We start from the raw sequence: 18,314 nt of genomic DNA, 5'->3' as shown, positions 1-18,314 counted from the left end.
GACAGGGTGCAGATCATTTATGTCTGGGTTTTTTGTTGTTTGTTCTGAATGCAGCCTGCGGCGGACGGGGATAATACGAGTTGACCCGAAAAGAGAAGGGAGTTTTTCTCATGTCAAAACAACATGTCAAAGCCGGGGATCATGTGTATGTCATATATCGGAACCCGCATGCTGCAAACGTAGCGCATATCAAAGAAGCCGAGGTTGTCGAGCATCCCCTTCACGAAGGCGAACTGGCACTGTTTATTTATGATACGTATCATGCGTTCGCCGAGGATGATGCCGTTTTTTCTTCATACGAGGAGGCAGAGCGGCTTTACCGGGATTTGTTTGAGTAAAGTCCGCATATAAACGGGGAATATGGCAAAAAGTATTGGAAATAAGTAAAGGATGTGTGCTTTTTTCCAATGATAAAACCGTTTGTTCCCCAGCTTGTCTATATTGAGCCGCGCGCTTTGGAATATCCGCTCGGAAGGGAGCTGAAAGATAAATTTTCCCGAATGGGACTAGAGATCAGAGAGACGACTTCCCACAACCAGGTACGGAATATACCGGGAGAAGGCCATTTGCAAAAATACCGAAACGCAAAATCGACTTTAGTGATCGGCGTCAGAAAAACGTTAACTTTTGATTCGTCAAAGCCTTCCGCTGAATATGCGATACCGTTTGCGACCGGCTGCATGGGCCATTGCCACTACTGCTATCTGCAGACGACCATGGGAAGCAAGCCGTATATCAGAACATATGTCAATGTTGAGGAAATTCTTGATCAGGCGGATCAATATATGAAAGAGAGGGCTCCGGAGCAGACGAGGTTTGAAGCATCCTGCACGTCTGATATCGTCGGAATCGACCATTTAACCCACACGTTAAAGCGGGCGATCGAGCATTTTGGACAAACCGATCTCGGCAGGCTGCGCTTCGTCACGAAATTCCACCATGTCGACCATCTGCTCGACGCAAAGCACAACGGCAAAACAAGATTCAGATTCAGCGTAAACGCAGACTTCGTGATTAAAAACTTTGAGCCGGGCACATCCCCGCTGGACAAGCGGATTGAAGCGGCCGTTAAAGTCGCGGAAGCCGGCTATCCGCTCGGCTTCATCATCGCGCCTATTTACATTCACGACGGCTGGCAGGATGGCTACAGAATCCTTCTCGAAAAGCTGGATCAGGCGCTGCCGCGCCATGTCAGAAATGACATTACATTTGAAATGATCCAGCATCGATTTACAAAACCGGCCAAACGGGTTATCGAAAAAAACTATCCGAAATCAAAGCTCGAACTTGATGAAGAAAAGCGCCGCTACAAATGGGGCAGATACGGGATCGGAAAATACATTTATCAAAAAGACGAAGAAGCGGAGCTGCGAAGCGCATTGGAATCGTATGTCGACAAGTATTTTCCCGAATCCAAGATCGAGTATTTTACATAGGAGAGCCCTTTTTCCCCTTGATTGTGCTGGTCCGGAACCTTCTTTGCAATCAGGGGGTTCCTTTTATCATCATGTCAAAAAAGGATTTTTCCATTCCATCAATACAGCATTATTCAGCGATTCCTCATCTTCAAGATACTCCGGAATGACGCAAAGAGGCGACCGTCCGCAGTGCAGAAGGAACGACAGAACAGGATCCCGCTTTTTGCCGTCTAAAACGGCCTGCACATATTGTTCAGGGGACATGCTATGAGCCGACTTGTGGTAGCAGGGGATGCGCCCGCCTCCCAAAAGCCGTTCGAGACCTTTAAACACCGTCAATTCATACATCGTCTGCATCAGCCGCTTCCCGATTCCGAGTTTCCGGTACAGAGGGGAAACGGAAATATCAACGACATAAAGAGCATTGCCGTCTTCCTGATGATTCCGGATGTACCCACGATCTGTCGCGTCTTCCCATTTGTGGCGGGGGCGATCCGGATCAAAATTGATGATCAAACCTGTCATTGAGCCGATGATGCGCCCTCCTAACGCTGCGCAAAGCGCACCGTCCCGAAAAACGTCAATATGTGAACGTAGCTGTTTTTCATTCCATAAAAGCTCTTCCGGAAAAGGCGGAGGAAAGCATTCTTTTTGCAGAGAAACCAAAGCCGGAATATCTTCATACGAATAATTGCGGATCTCCACCTGCTGGTACATTGCACCGTCATCGACAAAAAACTGTTTGAGGATCACCCATCACCCCTTTTTCATTTCCCTTCATTATAAATTGATTTTTGTCTTAAACAATAGGAATAAAAGCCGATAAAAAATATGAAAGTGTATGTAAAAAGGAGGGGTCGCGTGTTTAAAAAACTGCACATTAAAATTGCGGGTTTCGTAGCTGTCGTCCTGATCTTGACAGTGATCGTTCTCCAATTTTCAACAACGTTCATCCTAAAATCGATGCTTGAGGAAGAAGCAAAAGATTCTACTTCAAGCCTGCTCAGTTCGCTTAAAGGAAATATCGAGCTCCAGCTGAAAAACTATGAAACGGCGCTTGAGCAAATAAGCGACGGGCAATTGGCCCAAACGTTCCTCAAAGACAGGAACGGCGACATCACGAAGCTACTCAACGATGATTTAAAACAGATAAAAGAGAAAAATGAGTTTGTCAATTTAGTTTATATCGGTACAGATCAAAAGGAAATGTTCACATTCCCTAAGAAAACGTTTGAAAAAAACTATAATCCGGCTGAAAGACCTTGGTATAAAGGAGCTGAACAAACGCCTGACAAAGTCGTCTGGACGGAGCCATACAAAGACGCCGTTTCCGGAGAGCTGACCATCACGGCTGCAAAAGCGATCGTAATCGATCAAAAAGTAAAAGGAGTCGTCAGCTTTGACCTGTCCTTAGATTCAATCAACAAAATTATTGAAAACCAAAAAATGCCTTATGATGGATATGCGTTTTTAATCGACAAACAGGGGATGATGCTGGCGCATCCGTCAAAACAAGGCGAAGATATGTCGCAGGATCAGACATATAAAAACGTCCTTTCCGGACAGGACGGCATCAAGATAGGCAAAGACAGCGTCATCGCATATCAGACCGTCGGCAGCACCGGTTGGAAAATCGGCACGCAATTTGAAAGCGGAAAGCTGCTATGGGTCGCGGGTGAAATGAACAAAATGGTCATCATCATTTCTGCAATCGCTTTAGCGGCCGCCATTATTTTGAGCTATTTCCTGGCGAAATCGATTACAGGGCCGATTAAGCAGCTCATTACCAAGACAAAAGCTGTCGCTGAAGGTGATTTAACCGTTCAGTCTGTTGTTAAATCAAAAGACGAAATCGGCACGCTGACAAATGACTTTAACAAAATGGTCGATCATATGAAAGAGATGATCCTTAAAGTAAGGGCGTCCTCCGGAAAAGTATCTGAATCGACCGACCGGCTGAGTGCGGTATCAGAGGAAACGGTATCGACGAGCGATGAAATCGCCAAGGCGATTGAAGAAGTGGCAGCCGGTGCGACAGAACAGGCTGCCGAGGTCGAAACCGTAAATGAAAAATCCGAACGGCTGTCTGTCAAAATTAAAGAAATCGAAAACCACGCCGACAGCATCCAGAAGCTTTCGAGAACGTCGGAAGATGCAAGCTACGAGGGAATCGATGCGCTCGGCCAGCTGTTGGCAAAATCGAATGAAGCCAATGCCGAAACGAAAAAAGTGGAGCAAATGCTTCAAAAACTCGAAGAAAAAACGAAAAACATCGAAGAAGTCGTCACAGCGATTTCAGCCATCTCGGACCAAACCAACCTGCTCGCCCTTAATGCGAGCATTGAAGCGGCCCGGGCCGGAGAAAGCGGGCGCGGTTTCGCCGTAGTGGCGGAGGAAGTCAGAAAGCTGGCCGAACAATCGGCTGCCTCATCCCAGAACATCAGCGAAACCGTCAAACAGATTCAGCTTGAAACAAAAGAAGCCGTCTCAGCCATGACGGAAGCGAGCAAGATGAATGAACAGCAAAATGACATGATTCACGAGACGGGAGAAGCGCTCAGCAAAATTACCGCAGAAATGCAGGAACTCGTCAAATCGATTGATCACATTTATTCAGAGATCTCGGTGATGAGCGCCGAGCAGCAGCAGATGACGGATTCGATCCAAAGCATTTCAGCCATTTCCCAGCAATCGGCAGCAGCCGCTGAGGAAGTCAATGCTTCCACCAACGAACAGCTTGCGGCGCTAGAAACGATTGCGACATCGACCGAAACGCTCAGCACTGCAAACAAAGAGCTGCTGGACGCGATTAACAAATTTAACGTATAACGAACAAACGCCGCCCCCTCTTTTAAGGAGGGGGTTCTCCTTTATTCCAATTTTCAGGCGACGCATGGTACACTATAAAAAAGAAGGGAGCTGATGTCTGTGGATTTAAAGATCAAAGGAAAAACCGCGCTTGTCGCCGCAAGCAGCAAAGGGCTGGGGAAAGCGATCGCCTCCGCGCTTGCTGAAGAAGGCGCCAATATCATGCTGTCTGGAAGGCATGAAGCATCCTTAAAAGGTGCCGCACAAGAACTCGACGCGCTCGGCAGCGGCTCTGTATCTTACCAAGTGTGCGACCTTGCAAACGCAGAGGACATTCAAGCGCTTGTTCGAAAGACGGCCGAAACCTACGGGGCGATCGACATGCTTGTCAACAATGTCGGGGGTCCAAAAGGCGGGGGTCTGCTGGAGCTGACGGACGAAGATTGGACATCATCGTTTGAGCTTCATTTGCTCAGCTATATCCGCTTAATCCGGGAGTCTCTTCCTTATTTAAAAAAAGGCGGCGGACGGATTATCAATATTGCTTCATCATCAGTCAAACAGCCGATTCCGGGGCTTTTATTGTCAAATACGTTCCGGATGGGCATCGTCGGCCTCACGAAAACACTGGCGGAAGAGCTGGCGGACGATCGGATTTTGATCAACACGCTGGCACCGGGAAGAATTGCGACAGACCGCGTTGCAGAGCTTGATCGGCAAAAAGCTGAAAAAACGGGCCTTTCCCAAGATGAGGTTAAAGAAGACTATGAAAAGCAAATTCCGCTCGGTTTCTATGGACGGCCTGAAGATTTTGCCCAATATGCAAGCTTTCTTTTATCTGGACGCAATACATATATGACTGGGCAAACATTGTTAGTAGACGGCGGTATGGTAAAAGCAATTTAAGGAGGAGACAACATGAAACAAACGATCGGATTCGTCGGTCTGGGGGTCATGGGAAACAGCATGGCGTCTCATATTTTAACAGAAGGGTATCCGGTAGTCGTCTATACGAGAACAAAGCGGAAGGCCGATAACCTTCTTGAAAAAGGAGCAGAGTGGAAATCCTCCGTTAAAGAACTGGCGGAAGCGGCAGATGTGATCATCACAATGGTCGGTTATCCGCAGGATGTCGAGGAAGTGTACTTTGGAAGCGGGGGTATTATTGAAAATGCCAAAAAGGGTTCGTATCTTATTGACATGACAACCTCAAAGCCGTCGCTCGCCAAAAAAATCGAAGCGGCTGCCAGGAAGAAGTCACTCTACGCATTGGACGCCCCGGTATCAGGGGGAGACATCGGCGCGCGGAACGGTACGCTCGCCATTATGGTCGGCGGAGAACGGAAGGCTTTTGAAGATTGCTTGCCGATTTTTTCGATCATGGGCGAAAACATTCAATATCAAGGACCTGCAGGCAGCGGCCAGCATACGAAAATGTGCAATCAGATCGCGATTGCCGCAGGGATGATCGGCGTCGCAGAAGCGATGGCCTACGCCAAAAAATCGGGTCTTGACCCGGAAAATGTACTAAAAAGCATCACCACCGGAGCCGCAGGAAGCTGGTCTCTTTCCAACCTCGCGCCAAGGATGCTGAAAGGCGACTTTGAACCGGGTTTTTATGTCAAGCATTTTATTAAAGATATGGGAATCGCGCTTGAAGAAGCCGAGCTGATGGGAGAAAAAATGCCGGGACTTGAGCTCGCGAAATCCCTTTATGACCGCCTCGCTGAAAAAGGCGAGGAAAACAGCGGCACACAAAGCATCTACAAGCTATGGACAGAGTATCAATAAACGAAAAACCACTTGCAAATCGCAAGTGGTTTTTTTGGTCAGGCTTATTTTCCGATAAACTGCTGAGTCCAGATGTTTCCGTCTTTCACATAGCCGACACCGATATTTGTAAAGTCAGGGTTCAGAATGTTTTTTCTGTGGCCCTCACTGTTCATCCAGGCTTGTACGACTTCTTTTGGCGTTCTTTGGCCTTTTGCGATGTTTTCACCGGCTGTACGGTATGTGATGCCGAATTTCTTCATCATGTCAAAAGGAGATCCGTAAGTCGGGCTGTTGTGATCAAAGTAGTTTTTATCTCTCATATCTTCAGATTTTTTGCGGGCGACGCTGCTTAGTTTCTCATCCAGTTTCAGAGGTTTTAAGCCGCGTTTAGTTCTTTCGGCGTTTGTCAGGTCAACGACTTCTTTTTCATATGCACTTACTGAAGAAGCTGTCGTGTTTTGCTTTGTTTCAGAAGACTGCTCTTTAGAAGCCGCAGGTTTTGAAGCTTCCTGTTTCTGAGCAGGCTTGGACGCTTTTGGAGCCGGAGCAGATGCTTTCGGCTGATTTCCTTGATTCATATAAGAACGAAGCAGAGACTGAATTTTTTCCTGGTCAGCTTTAGACAGCTGGTTCGGATTTTGAATATTCAGTTTGCCGGCCAAATCAGAAATATTTATAGAATGAATGGTTTTCACTTGAACTTGAGGCTGCTCTTTAGCATCCGCATGCTGACCGCTGAACGTGAAGATCGATGCAGCAGCAGCCGCTGATAGAAGAAAAGCTTTTTTCATAAACTATGATCCTCCTAAATGTTGTAGTTTTGTTTTGTACACTAGCATCATAACATGCGTTTTTTGAAATAATTGATCCATTAATTTCCTTTGGTGTACATTTGTTGTTAACTTTGTCATAAAAAAAGGGAAAATCCTTTTCTGACAATGTGCAACCAATTTGTATTTTTACACGTCTTGTCATAAACGTACCAAATTTTAAATATGTTAGATAAATTTTAATAGAAAAAGTGATTGACAGCCTTTTTCAAAACTACAGATTGTAACAACCATTACAAAAGTGTTACAATAAGACTCAGTTATTTAATGCAAAAGTGGAATATCGTGAGAGGAGAGAGTTGTGGGTGACTGAAACTGGACATGATCCGGCTCAAATAAAAAAAAGCAGGCGTTCACGCATGTGGCGGATTAATCTGTATTTCTTTGCAGTGTTCACTTTGTTCGCCGCACTGATCGTGAAGCTCGGCCTCGTACAAATCGTCAACGGAGAGGAATATGAGCGTCAGGCTTCAAAAACCGAAGCCAAAATCGCGTCTTATCCGGCTCCACGGGGCAAAATGTACGACAGAAACGGCAGGGTTGTCGTTGACAACCAAAGCGTCCCGGCGATTACGTACACGGTGACATCGAATACAAAAACGAAAGAAAAAATCAGCACGGCCAAAAAGCTTGCAAAGCTGATCGATATCGATACGTCATTTCTGAAAGAGAGAGACTTGAAGGACTACTGGCTTGCCGCACATCCGAAAAAAGCCGAGGCGCTTTTGAGCAAGGATGAGAAAAAACTGGAGTCCAGCAAAACATACGCCCTTCAGGTTGACCGGGTTCCAGCCGAAGAAATCGCAGCCCTTAAGAAAGATAAACAGGAGCTCGAAACGGCGGCGTTTTTCAGAAGGTTTTCCGGCGGCTACGCCTATGAACCGCAAATCGTAAAATCGATGAATCCGAAAACCGCGGCAAAGGGGGACGCCCAGCTGCTTGACGAAAAAACGTCAAAACAGCAGCCTGCCCGCGATTTAACGTATGAAGAGGTATCGCGCGTCTCCGAGCATCTTGAAGAGCTGCCCGGGGTCGACGTCATTATGGACTGGACGCGGAAATATCCTTACGAGAAGACGCTGCACTCGATTTTCGGAGGCGTTACGACACCTGAGCAGGGGCTGCTCAAGGAAAGGCAGGACTTTTATCTGACGAGAGGCTACGCCCGGAATGACAGGGTCGGAAAAAGCTATCTCGAGTATCAGTATGAAGAATATTTAAACCCGAAAAAAGCGAAGGTGCAATATACGGAAAACCGTTCAGGCGAGGTCGTCAGCCAGAAAACGGTCGATGAAGGAAGACGCGGCTACGATCTGCAGCTGACGTTCGATATAGAGCTCCAAAAGAAAGTCGAAGAGGCTATCGAAGAGGAGCTTAATAAATTCCGCGGCTCAAACTACATGCTGGACAGGGCGTTCGTCGTCATGATGGATCCGAACAACGGAGACATTCTGTCAATGGCCGGAAAGCGGATCATCGACGGCAAAATAACCGATTATGCGATCGGCACTTTTACGACACAGTATGAAATGGGGTCGGCGGTCAAAGGCGCGACAGTGCTTGCCGGTTATCAAGACGGTATGCCGCACGGGCAGAGATATTTAGATCATCAGCTGACCTTCGCAGGGAAAGTTAAAAAAGGCTCCTACAGAGGAAACACCATCGGCTGGGCTGATGAAGTCAGAGCGCTGGAAAAAAGTTCGAACGTTTATATGTTTTATGTGGCATTGAGGATGGCTGGCATAACGTACACACCGGGCGCCCCCCTTCCGGCAGACCTGGAGGACTTAAAGAAAATGAGGTATTACTACAATCAATTTGGGCTCGGCGTGAAAACAGGCATTGACTTGCCGCAGGAGTCGGCCGGGATGCAGACGAACCCGAAAATAGTCGGGGGTCTCCTTCTTGATGAAGCGATCGGACAGTTTGACACATACACGCCTCTGCAGCTCGCCCAATACGTTTCAGCGATTGCCAACGGCGGATACAGAGTGCAGCCGAGAGTCGTGAAAAGCATCCACCAGCCTGAAAGCGAAAAACTCGGTCCTGTCATTGAAGAGCGTTCTCCCAATGTTCTTAATCGCATCAACAATTCCCCAAGCGACATCGCCATCGTCAAGCGGGGATTTAAAAGAGTAACCCAGACGGGAACTGCCGCCGGCGCATTCGGCTCGCTTGACGTATCAGGCAAAACCGGAACGGCAGAGACGAACTACTACGGTACAAACCGAAACTGGTGGGGTACACCAACTTACAATATCACCTTTGCGGGCTATTACCCATCGGAAAATCCGCAGGTTGCCTTCAGTGTAGTCGTTCCGTCTGTTGACGACAAAACGAAGATGAACAAAAACATCGCCGCCAAAATCGTCAAAGCTTATGTCGATCTGCAAAAAAAATACAGCAAAGATTAGACAAAAAAGAACACGGGTCAATTCCGTGTTCTTTTTTTGTTATCAAAATTTGACGAATGCTAGAAGTTTTGAAGGAGATTTCTCGCATTTTAGCGAATCCTTTTAAACAAAATCGTTTTAATGAATGCTGGTCATGAATAGGGTATAAAGGAGGGATATGATGGAACAAAAAACAAAACGTTTTGAACAATATAAACCTCATATGAATTTACAGGCAGTCCTTTCAGCAAACGGCCGTTTTATATACATATCCGCAAACTGCGAAGAGCTGTTAAGCTACAAGCAGAGTGAATTGATCGGTACGTATTTGAAGGACTATTTACACGAAGACGATCTTTTTCTGGTAGAAAGTTATTTTTACAATGAACACCATTTGCTGCCGTGCACCTTCAGATTTGTGAAAAAAGATTATACGATGATCTGGATTGAAGCATCGATCGATTTTGTGACGACCCATGTCGGAGAAAAAGAACGGGAAATTGTTCTCAAAATGAAAGTGTTTGAAGACCGTCCCTCTAAGAAGAACAGCTCTTTACATGAGGAAGCCGAGCTTGGGGAAACCGCCGGAGCTCCGGAGAAAGAGGAATTTGAAGCGATGGTGGAAGGCTTGCCCAGTCCTTTGTGCATCAGCGTTCAAGGAAAAATCGTCTATGTCAATGACGCCATGGTCAGCCTGCTCGGGGCAGAGCACAAACGGCAAATTATCGGAAAGTATTCCTACGATTTTATCGAAAAAGAGTACCACGAAATCGTCAAAAACCGAATTAAAAGAATGCAAAAAGGGCTTGATGTCGGCATGATCGAGCAAACGTGGAAAAGGCTCGACGGCACGCAAGTTCACCTTGAAGTGAAAGCGGCTCCGACCGTTTTTCAAAATCAAAAAGCGGAGCTTCTTCTGCTCATTGATATTTCGTCAAGAAAAAAATTTCAAACGATTTTGCAAAAAAGCAGGGAACGCTACCAGCTCCTGATCCAAAACTCGATTGACACGATTGCCGTGATCCACAAAGGAAAATGGGTATTTATGAACGAATCCGGGATCAGGCTGTTTGAAGCGAAAACGTATGAAGATTTAATCGGCAGGGATATATATGAACAGCTTCATCCTTGTGATCATGAAAACGTGAAAACGAGGCTCAATCGGATCACGGACCGCAAATCTGAATCGGAAATCATCAAACAGACCTGGTATACGTTTGAAAAACGGCTCATTTACACCGAAATGGTCTGCATTCCGACGACGTTTTTCGGCGAAACGGCCGTTCAGATCATTTTAAGGGACATTTCTGAACGAAAACAGACCGAAGAGCTGATGCTGCGCTCGGAAAAATTGTCGATTGCCGGTCAGCTTGCAGCCGGAATCGCCCACGAGATCCGCAATCCGCTTACCGCCATTAAAGGATTTTTACAGCTGATGAAGCCGACGATGGAAGAAAACGAGCACTATTTTGATATTATATTTTCCGAATTGAGCAGAATCGAACTGATATTAAGCGAGCTTCTCATGCTGGCCAAGCCGCAGCAAAACGCCCTGAAAGAAAAGCTTGACCTCGTCAGGCTGATCCGCGAAGTGACGGCTCTTCTGGAAACGCAGGCAAACTTAAACGGCATTTTGATCAATACGAATCTCTCGGTTGAAAAAGTGTTTATAAAAGGCGATCAAAATCAGCTGAAGCAAGTCTTTATCAACTTGATTAAAAACGCTGTCGAATCGATGCCAGACGGCGGAACCGTCCATTTGGGCGTCAACGAAACCGATGAGTCCGTTACCGTAACGGTTCAAGATGAAGGTGAAGGGATACCAGAGCATGTCCTCAAACGAATCGGAGAGCCGTTTCTGACGACAAAAGAAAAAGGAACCGGCCTCGGACTTATGGTAACCTTTAATATTATCGAAAACCATAACGGAACGATCGAAGTCAAAAGCAAGGTTGAAAAAGGCACGACTTTCGTCATTTCTTTTCCAAAATAAAAAAACAACGGCGTAAAAGCCGTTGTTTATGTAGTCTGAAGCGATTGGCGCTTCTTGAAAATAAATGTCTCCAGACGGTCCAACCCCTCCCGCAGCGTATCCGGTGCATATGCGTAAGAGATCCTCACATAGCCTTCCCCATATTCCGAGAATGAGCTGCCCGGCACAATCGCAAGCCCCTCTTCCTCAAGAAGCGACGTACAGAAGTCAAAGGAAGACATTCCAAACGATTTGATCGACGGGAAAATGTAAAATGCGCCAGACGGCTTCACGACATCGAGCCCCATCGTCACCAGCCTGTCGTACACGTAATCAAGCCGTTTTTTATATTGTTCCCTCATGATCAGCGAATCGTCGAATCCGTTTGTGACGGCTTCCAAAGCCGCTTTTTGCGAAATCGAAGAAGCGCATGACACGTTGTACTGGTGAACTTTTAAAATATGTTTGGCGATTTCTTTAGGCGCGAACAGAAATCCGATTCTCCAGCCGGTCATGCTGTGGGATTTGGAAAGTCCGCCGATGACGATCGTCTGATCCCGGAGCATGGATGCAATCGAATGGTGCGGCCTGTCAAATGTAAGCTCGCTGTAAATTTCGTCTGAAAGGACAAATACATTCCGCCCTTTCAGGAGTGAAGCGATTTCCTTCAGCTCCTCCTCGGAAAGCGTCATTCCCGTCGGGTTTGACGGATAAGGGAGAACGACGCATTTTGTTTTCGGGGTCAGCGCTTCCTCGATGAGCTTCGCTGTCAGCTTAAACCCGTAAGACGTCGTATCGACGATCACAGGGACGGCGCCGCACAGCCTGATAATCGGCTCATATCCGGGATAAACCGGTCCCGGCAAGATCACTTCGTCACCCGGAGACAGCATCGTGCGAAACGCAGCGTCAATGGCCTGGCTGGCCCCCGTTGTGACGATGATTTCGGTTTCGGCTTCATAGTTAACATCAGACTTTTTTTTCATATACAATTGGACAGCTTGTCTCAGCTCCGGATAGCCCGCATTGTGCGTGTAAGATGTATGGTTTTCATCTATCGCTTTTTTTGCGGCCTGTTTGACATGGTGGGGCGTGAAAAAGTCGGGCTGGCCGATTGTTAAAGAAATGACGTTTTCATGCCGGGATACAAGGTTTGAGAATTTGCGGATTCCCGAAATTTCAATGTCTTTTACATTTGGATTAAGCAAATGTTCCATTTTTCATCACCTTAAAAAATGTTGTGGTTGATCTTATTTTACCATCATCAGTTAAATTGTCATCTTTTAATCAATCAATTTTATGTAGACGAAAGCGAATATATGCAGGCCGGCATCGCATTAAAGAAAAATAAGACAATCAGGGAGATTGTCTTACAGATCAATAACCATAGTCTGGATCAAGATCTTCTTTCCAGGAAATATAGATTTCATCTTCGCGTTCTGCAGCATCCTTTTTCATTTCCGAATACATGGCTTTGCTTGCGTCCTCTAAAACGGTTAGTTCGTGATCTTTGATTATCACAATTGTTCCCATCATTAACACCTTTCCTGTAAAAATCCTTGACCATTGTAACACGTTGCGCCTGAAAGTCAATGATGAAATACATTAATTTCAGCTTAAAAAACCGCTCGATATATTGATCAAAATCGGCAAATGTTAGTAGTATATAGAAGTCAGATGTTAGGAGGAAATGTATTGGAATTAAGTAAACATGAAGCCGCTCCTTCTGCTGGGGGCGAATATGCCGGGATCGGTTCTCGCTTTTTGGCTTCTCTCATTGACGGAATCATTCTTGGTGTCCCAATGTATCTGATTTCTACTGTTTTTGCATCGCTGATGCTGATGGGAGATGCCGATTTTATGACCATGTTGGAAAAAGATAATAATTATGTAACAGAACCTGAAATTTTCGCCGTTTTCTTCTCGCTTCTTAAAATAACGGCGATCATCGGCGCTTTTGCGTTGCTCGTTTATTTTCTTTATTACACGCTGATGGAATCTTCGAAATGGCAGGCTACGCTCGGCAAGAAAATTATGGGGATTCTCGTAGCCGACGCAGAAGGGGGGAGAATCTCGTTTGGCCAAGCTGCCGGACGTTTTATGGCAAGAAGCTTTTTATCCCCGATTTTGATGGTCGGTTATATTTTAGCGTTTTTCACGGAGAGGAAACAAGCGCTTCACGATTTGCTGGCCGGAACAATCGTCTTAAAAAAATAACGGATAAAAGACAGCACGCTTTCGGACTGAATGCGTGCTGTTATGCCGTAAAGATTAAAAATAGGGGGAAGCTATATTATGATTCAGCCGGAACAAGAACAAGCAGTCAAACGGACGCCAGGTAAAGGGTTAAAGCTGTTTTTTACGCTTCCGATTATTTCCTGGGCTTTATACGACTTTGCGAACACGATTTTTTCATCAAATATCGTCACGATCTTTTTCCCTTTTTGGCTGCAGGAGGCGGTCGGCGAAAACGCGAGCATGAATCAGGTCGCCAGCACGTTTATTTCATACTCAAACGCCGCCGCAAGCTTTTTGCTGGTCATTTTTACGCCGCTGTTCGGGGTGCTCATCGACCGCACGGGCAGGAAGAAGCGGTATATTGCGCTGTTCACGGCGATTTCTGTCGCCTGCACCGTCTTCATGGGGGTGTTTGCAGGCAGTTCTTTCGGGCAATCGTTTTACGGTTTGCCGTTATCTTTGATGCTCGTTGTCGTCATGTTTGTAACGGCGAAGTTCTTTTATCATTCCAGCCTGGTGTTCTATGACACGATTTTGGCTGATTTGGGAACTAAGGAAGAAATCCCGCTTATCTCCGGGTTTGGAACCGCCGTAGGCTATATTGGCACATTGGCCGGTTTAACGGTCTATCTCATGGTCGGCAACCACGATTTTTATCGAGCGTTTATTCCGTCCGCTTTGTTGTTTTTGATCTTTTCTTTTCCGTATCTTTTATTTACAAAGGAGCGCAGAAGGCCGGAACCGATGGAGAAAAAGCCGTTTTTCAGCGGCTACAGGGAAATCGTGCAGACGTTTAAGGACATTCGATTGTACCGTCCGGTTTTTCTGTTTATGATCGCTTACTTTTTTCTCAATGACACCCTTTCTACGGTGGTCGCGATGATGGGGGTATACTCAAAGTCGGTCATCGGTTTTTCGACAGGGCAGTTTATCCTGCTCTATCTCGTATCAACCGTGGCAAGCATTGTCGGTTCATTCCTGTGGGGCTATGTGACGAAGTGGATGGGGGCGAAAAGAGCGGTCAGCCTCATCACCGTCATTTTGATCATCTCTTTAAGCATCGGTGTGTTTACGGCATCTCAAGCACTGTTTTGGGTCGCGGGCAGCCTGTTTGGCATCGCGCTCGGAGGGACTTGGGTCGCTTCGAGAACATTGATTATTGAACTGACGCCGGAGCACAAACGGGGCGAGTTTTTCGGGCTGTTTGCTTTCTCGGGGAAAATTTCCTCCATTTTTGGACCGCTTCTGTACGGTTCGATTACCCTGCTGTTTAAAGACCTTGGAAACATTGCGAGCAGAATGGCTTTCGGCTCCTTGATTTTGCTTGCTTTAACCGGTCTTGTCATCCATCAAACCGTAAAACCAAAAGCATGACACAGAGCATCAACTTTTAACAAAAGACGCCGATATAAAAGGTACAACACCAAGTAGGATAGAGAGGGATATCAGTGTCTTTAAACAAACAGGAAATTTTATTAAATTCCGGAACGAATGAATTAGAAATTGTGAAGTTTGAAGTGGGTCACAATATTTTCGGCATAAATGTAATGAAAGTCAGAGAAATCATCCAGCCTGTCGAGATCACGAAAGTGCCGCATTCCCACAGGCATGTAGAGGGGATGATCACCCTGCGCGGCGAAATCCTCCCTGTCATTGATTTATTCTCATTTTTCAATGTTGAGCACGGTGAAGAAGAAAAGCAGGAAAAGTATATTGTCACCGAATTCAACAAGCGGAAAATCGTGTTTCACACAGGCGCCGTTTCGCAAATCCACCGTGTGTCATGGGAAGAGATCGAAAAGCCGACAGCCTTGAATCAAGGGTTGGAAAGGCATATGACAGGGATTATCAAGCTTGACGGAACGATGATCTTCCTCCCTGATTATGAGAAAATCATTTTTGATCTTGAGTCTGAATCCGGCCTTGATCCTTATCATGTGAAGGATGAGAAATTTGACCAAAGAAGAACGGACAAAAAGCTGATCATTGTCGAGGATTCTCCGCTGCTGCTGCGCCTTTTAGTTGAAAAGCTGAACGAAGCGGGCTACAACAACATCGTTTCGTTTGAAAACGGCAAAGATGCCTATGAGCATGCCTTAGAGCTGATCGAGGACGGCACGCCGCTTCAGGAAAAAGTCGATTTAATGATCACCGATATCGAAATGCCGCAGATGGACGGCCACCGTTTAACAAAGCTTTTGAAAGACAACCCGTTAAGCGCCGGAATGCCGATATTGATTTTCTCTTCGCTTATTACAGATGACCTGCGCCATAAAGGTGAGCAGGTCGGTGCAGATGAGCAGATCAGCAAGCCGGAGCTGAACGAACTGATCGAAAAGCTCGACAAATATATTTTTCAAAATCAATAATTGAAAAAAGCCTCCTTTGGAGGCTTTTTTTATGATCAAAAATAGCTTTCGCCAAGCTTCTTGAATACAGGCTTTGCCGAAGGGCGCTTCCTGTTCGTGATAAGCGGCTTTTCCTTCAATCCCGTGTATTTCTGCAGAAGCTGCTTTGCGATGTTCAATGACATATGAGCTTTAGGGTTCCGATAAGAATGATTTAGTGTACCTAAGTGCGGAAGGTTATCGAAGTCTTCTTTAGTTGGAGGCATGTGAAAAAAGTAGTCTCCGAGAGAAATAAGCACATCTGACTGCTGCTGGCTGAACTTTGGGTTTTTTGAAAAGTGAAGTCCTACCTTTTTTCCTTTTCCTTCATTGATGAGCTTTTGCAGAGCTTTCTTTTTCAGGAGATACAGGTATTTTGGATCGGTCGCGGTTTTTGCGTGGCGATTGACCGTGTAAATCGCTTTTGAAAGGTTTTCAACTGTTGGTTTTAATACTTTAGTATGATTATGGTCGTCCATCTTTTCTCTCCTATCCATTCTTTCCTCATCACCTCCTAAAGGTGTAAGGCTTATGTCTAAATTATACGAAATACAAGAGAAAATGCAAATATTCCATTAAAAAACGCGCGTTTTTTTAACGAAACGCGCGGTTTTCTCTTTATAAAACTGATTTTATTTTCGCTTTTGCATTTTTTTGTCTTTTCAATGCGGCTTGCACATCGATCTCTGCCGTCTGGGCGCTGAATCTGGGCAGCGCGATAAAATAGTACAATGCGGCTATTATAATAACGCCCGCCAATCCGTAATATATATAATCAACCTTGCCGATAATGCCGGGGAATAAGAGGGCGATCAATCCGAGCGCCGAAGATTGGGCGATCATCATAAGCGGATCCGTCCAACCGCTGACCCTTCCCATCAGCCGCGGATGAACGATTTTCGGTATCCATCCGCCAAGTGCGGTATTGACGGGCCCGATGCATGTCCCGGCGATAAAAGCGGCCGCATAGTAAATCGGCAATTGATCGGTAAACCCGAGGAGGATGACAAACGCTCCCGCAATAAAGATCGGAATCGACATCAAGTATTCGGGCTTCACTTTTTTTGAAAGCAGAGCGCCGCCGACGGCCCCCGCCAAAAGTCCGATACCGAGAACGACCGTAAAGAGGGACGTGTGCCACTCATAGCTGTCAGGGGACAGCTCGTATTTCATTTTAAACATCGGCAGAACGGATAAACTGCCGCTTACAAGCCCGAAAATAAAATATCCGAACACAAGCGAGGCAAGCAGTTTGTTTTTTAAAATATAAACGAAGCCTTCTTTAAAGTCGTGCATTGAATCTTTAATGGTAATGTGTTTCCAGCCTTTTTGTCCGTTCGGCTGACGCGCTTCAAGCGGAATGTTGCAGGAACGGATCAAAAACCCCGAAACAATAAAGCTTATAAAGTCGAGGGCGATCGCTCCGTGCAGGCCGATCGTTTTATACATAAAGGCTCCGAGGCCTACGCCGAACAGCATAAATAAACTGAAAAGCATTTGGTTAAGCCCTGCTGCCTGGGCATATTGGTCCTTTCGCAGGATGGCCTGAACCAGACTCGCTTCTGCCGGATAGAAAAATTTTGTCACGGCGCTTCTGATAAACAGAACGCAAAATACAAGCGGAATGGATTGTAAATACAATACAAAAAAGAGAACGACAGTCAAACCCGCTCTGATCCAATCACAGTTTTCAGCTACTTTCTTGCGGTCAAAACGGTCAGCAACCACACCGACGATAAAGAAAACGAACACTGTCGGAAGAGAATACATCAGCTCGGCGATCGTCGTGTATGCCGGCTGGCTGCTGAACCTGTCGAGCAAGAAGAAAGCGAAAGCCATATTTCCAACTGTCGTTCCCATTTGAGAAGAGAAAGCTGCGAAAAAAAGACGGACGAAATTACGATTTTTAAAAATATCCATATATACGCTCCTTACCCTAAAGGTCCCATTATATCTTAATATAGAACGAATGATTGTTCAAATTTAAGGCGTGATCGTAACTCGGGTACCGTTAGGCACAATGGAAGCCAGTTCCAGAACGTCCCGGTTGTGCATTCGGATGCATCCCTTTGAAACAGCTTTTCCAATTGAAGCGGGGTTATTCGTGCCATGGATGCCGTAGTGCCTTTTCGACAAGCCGAGCCAGTAAGCGCCGTACGGCCCGCCTGGGTTCGCTTGACGGTTCACAATGACGTATTCGCCTTTCGGCGTTTGCGTCAAAATTTTCCCTACGCCAATCGGAAATGTTTTTATCAGTCTGCCCCGGTTATACAATTTCAGTGTTCTGGCGCTGATAGATACGGTGATCCGGTAAGGAATGGGGGCCGGGTCCCTGATGAAGGCCTGAAGCGGAACAGGCGGCATGATGAAAGCCCCGGCCACTTGAAGCGTTTCTCCCGGAGGTACTTGGTACATCAACAACTTTTTAGAACATCTCCTTTTCCAAAACGAAAAAAAGGAGCCTTTTCCTTATACTTATTATAGACGGAAAGAGG

At 46.1% G+C, this 18,314-nt stretch carries 16 protein-coding genes and 2 pseudogenes; 11 read left to right on the top strand and 7 right to left on the bottom strand.

Translation table 11 applies throughout. The annotated features are described in order from the left end of the window. Positions 1–110: 110 nt before the first annotated feature. Positions 111–338: a transcriptional regulator SplA domain-containing protein gene (locus tag V7126_RS13045; protein ID WP_046131854.1), complete on the top strand. Its 228-nt coding sequence runs from the start codon at positions 111–113 to the stop codon at positions 336–338. Between the two features lie 69 nt (positions 339–407). Next, positions 408–1,436 (top strand): spore photoproduct lyase, encoded by a 1,029-nt coding sequence (splB, locus tag V7126_RS13040; RefSeq protein ID WP_046131855.1) that lies wholly within the window; start codon positions 408–410, stop codon positions 1,434–1,436. A gap of 69 nt (positions 1,437–1,505) precedes the next feature. Here splB and V7126_RS13035 read toward each other — a convergent pair whose 3' ends face one another. Beyond that, a complete protein-coding gene (locus V7126_RS13035; RefSeq protein ID WP_048353132.1) occupies positions 1,506–2,135 on the bottom strand; it encodes a GNAT family N-acetyltransferase in 630 nt (209 codons plus the stop codon). A 114-nt stretch (positions 2,136–2,249) separates the two neighbouring features. Here V7126_RS13035 and V7126_RS24095 point away from each other — a divergent pair. The 4 genes and pseudogenes from V7126_RS24095 to V7126_RS13020 all read left to right on the top strand — a co-directional run. Further along, positions 2,250–3,305 (top strand): annotated as a pseudogene (locus tag V7126_RS24095) (HAMP domain-containing protein); the annotation flags it as partial. Further along, positions 3,300–4,247: a methyl-accepting chemotaxis protein gene (locus V7126_RS24090; RefSeq protein ID WP_373688036.1), complete on the top strand. Its 948-nt coding sequence runs from the start codon at positions 3,300–3,302 to the stop codon at positions 4,245–4,247. The pseudogene V7126_RS24095 and the gene V7126_RS24090, both read left to right, overlap by 6 nt. A 99-nt stretch (positions 4,248–4,346) precedes the next feature. Continuing rightward, on the top strand, positions 4,347–5,132 hold the full coding sequence (locus tag V7126_RS13025; protein ID WP_175076997.1) for an SDR family oxidoreductase: 786 nt from the start codon (positions 4,347–4,349) through the stop codon (positions 5,130–5,132). Between the two features lie 12 nt (positions 5,133–5,144). Then, entirely contained in the window at positions 5,145–6,017 is an 873-nt protein-coding gene (locus V7126_RS13020) for an NAD(P)-dependent oxidoreductase (RefSeq protein ID WP_046131857.1), read from the top strand. Between the two features lie 44 nt (positions 6,018–6,061). On the opposite strand, the gene V7126_RS13015 is transcribed toward V7126_RS13020, so the two are convergent. Further along, the gene (locus tag V7126_RS13015; protein ID WP_046132426.1) at positions 6,062–6,790 is read right to left on the bottom strand and encodes a CAP domain-containing protein; all 729 of its coding nucleotides are present in this window, start codon (positions 6,788–6,790) and stop codon (positions 6,062–6,064) included. A gap of 344 nt (positions 6,791–7,134) precedes the next feature. Here V7126_RS13015 and V7126_RS13010 point away from each other — a divergent pair, with 344 nt between their 5' ends. Together V7126_RS13010 and V7126_RS13005 are read left to right on the top strand one after the other, a co-directional pair. Next, on the top strand, positions 7,135–9,243 hold the full coding sequence (locus V7126_RS13010; RefSeq protein ID WP_175076962.1) for a peptidoglycan D,D-transpeptidase FtsI family protein: 2,109 nt from the start codon (positions 7,135–7,137) through the stop codon (positions 9,241–9,243). A 160-nt stretch (positions 9,244–9,403) separates the two neighbouring features. Then, positions 9,404–11,215 carry a PAS domain-containing protein gene (locus tag V7126_RS13005; RefSeq protein WP_046132424.1) on the top strand — a complete coding sequence of 604 codons (1,812 nt, stop codon included), beginning with the start codon at positions 9,404–9,406 and terminating at the stop codon, positions 11,213–11,215. Between the two features lie 15 nt (positions 11,216–11,230). Here the strand turns inward: V7126_RS13005 and V7126_RS13000 are convergent. Then, positions 11,231–12,411: pseudogene (locus tag V7126_RS13000) on the bottom strand (aminotransferase A); the annotation flags it as partial. A gap of 160 nt (positions 12,412–12,571) precedes the next feature. Then, entirely contained in the window at positions 12,572–12,730 is a 159-nt protein-coding gene (locus V7126_RS12995) for a hypothetical protein (RefSeq protein WP_175076963.1), read from the bottom strand. Positions 12,731–12,889: 159 nt separating this feature from the next. On the opposite strand from V7126_RS12995, the gene V7126_RS12990 reads away from it, so the two are divergent. The 3 genes from V7126_RS12990 (at position 12,890) to V7126_RS12980 (ending at position 15,801) form a co-directional block, all read left to right on the top strand. Further along, entirely contained in the window at positions 12,890–13,411 is a 522-nt protein-coding gene (locus tag V7126_RS12990) for an RDD family protein (protein WP_236809841.1), read from the top strand. A gap of 78 nt (positions 13,412–13,489) precedes the next feature. After that, complete coding sequence (locus V7126_RS12985; RefSeq protein WP_048353039.1) at positions 13,490–14,806, top strand: MFS transporter; 1,317 nt, start codon at positions 13,490–13,492, stop codon at positions 14,804–14,806. A gap of 74 nt (positions 14,807–14,880) precedes the next feature. Continuing rightward, positions 14,881–15,801 (top strand): chemotaxis protein, encoded by a 921-nt coding sequence (locus tag V7126_RS12980; protein ID WP_175076965.1) that lies wholly within the window; start codon positions 14,881–14,883, stop codon positions 15,799–15,801. A 35-nt stretch (positions 15,802–15,836) separates the two neighbouring features. On the opposite strand, the gene V7126_RS12975 is transcribed toward V7126_RS12980, so the two are convergent. From V7126_RS12975 to V7126_RS12965, 3 genes are all read right to left on the bottom strand, one after another. After that, complete coding sequence (locus tag V7126_RS12975; protein WP_057957609.1) at positions 15,837–16,298, bottom strand: YkyB family protein; 462 nt, start codon at positions 16,296–16,298, stop codon at positions 15,837–15,839. 139 nt (positions 16,299–16,437) lie between these two features. Then, positions 16,438–17,739 carry an MFS transporter gene (locus tag V7126_RS12970; RefSeq protein ID WP_057957608.1) on the bottom strand — a complete coding sequence of 434 codons (1,302 nt, stop codon included), beginning with the start codon at positions 17,737–17,739 and terminating at the stop codon, positions 16,438–16,440. Between the two features lie 63 nt (positions 17,740–17,802). Further along, positions 17,803–18,183 carry a L,D-transpeptidase gene (locus tag V7126_RS12965; RefSeq protein WP_231947486.1) on the bottom strand — a complete coding sequence of 127 codons (381 nt, stop codon included), beginning with the start codon at positions 18,181–18,183 and terminating at the stop codon, positions 17,803–17,805. Positions 18,184–18,314 lie beyond the last annotated feature (131 nt).

It is taken from the genome of Bacillus sp. JJ675, from assembly GCF_036963165.1.
Taxonomy (GTDB): Bacteria; Bacillota; Bacilli; order Bacillales; family Bacillaceae; genus Bacillus; species Bacillus glycinifermentans.
The sequence above is the reverse complement of the archived record's forward strand: the minus strand, read 5'-3'. Positions and strand labels throughout refer to the sequence as shown.

Coding starts and splice junctions, on each gene's coding strand:
- splB (WP_046131855.1), top strand. CDS start 408: ATGATAAAACCGTTTGTTCCCCAGCTTGTCTATATTGAGCCGCGCGCT.
- V7126_RS24090 (WP_373688036.1), top strand. CDS start 3,300: ATGGTCGATCATATGAAAGAGATGATCCTTAAAGTAAGGGCGTCCTCC.
- V7126_RS12965 (WP_231947486.1), bottom strand. CDS start 18,183: ATGCCGCCTGTTCCGCTTCAGGCCTTCATCAGGGACCCGGCCCCCATT.
- V7126_RS13020 (WP_046131857.1), top strand. CDS start 5,145: ATGAAACAAACGATCGGATTCGTCGGTCTGGGGGTCATGGGAAACAGC.
- V7126_RS13015 (WP_046132426.1), bottom strand. CDS start 6,790: ATGAAAAAAGCTTTTCTTCTATCAGCGGCTGCTGCTGCATCGATCTTC.
- V7126_RS13035 (WP_048353132.1), bottom strand. CDS start 2,135: ATGTACCAGCAGGTGGAGATCCGCAATTATTCGTATGAAGATATTCCG.
- V7126_RS13005 (WP_046132424.1), top strand. CDS start 9,404: ATGGAACAAAAAACAAAACGTTTTGAACAATATAAACCTCATATGAAT.
- V7126_RS13045 (WP_046131854.1), top strand. CDS start 111: ATGTCAAAACAACATGTCAAAGCCGGGGATCATGTGTATGTCATATAT.
- V7126_RS12970 (WP_057957608.1), bottom strand. CDS start 17,739: ATGGATATTTTTAAAAATCGTAATTTCGTCCGTCTTTTTTTCGCAGCT.
- V7126_RS12995 (WP_175076963.1), bottom strand. CDS start 12,730: ATGATGGGAACAATTGTGATAATCAAAGATCACGAACTAACCGTTTTA.
- V7126_RS12975 (WP_057957609.1), bottom strand. CDS start 16,298: ATGGACGACCATAATCATACTAAAGTATTAAAACCAACAGTTGAAAAC.
- V7126_RS12985 (WP_048353039.1), top strand. CDS start 13,490: ATGATTCAGCCGGAACAAGAACAAGCAGTCAAACGGACGCCAGGTAAA.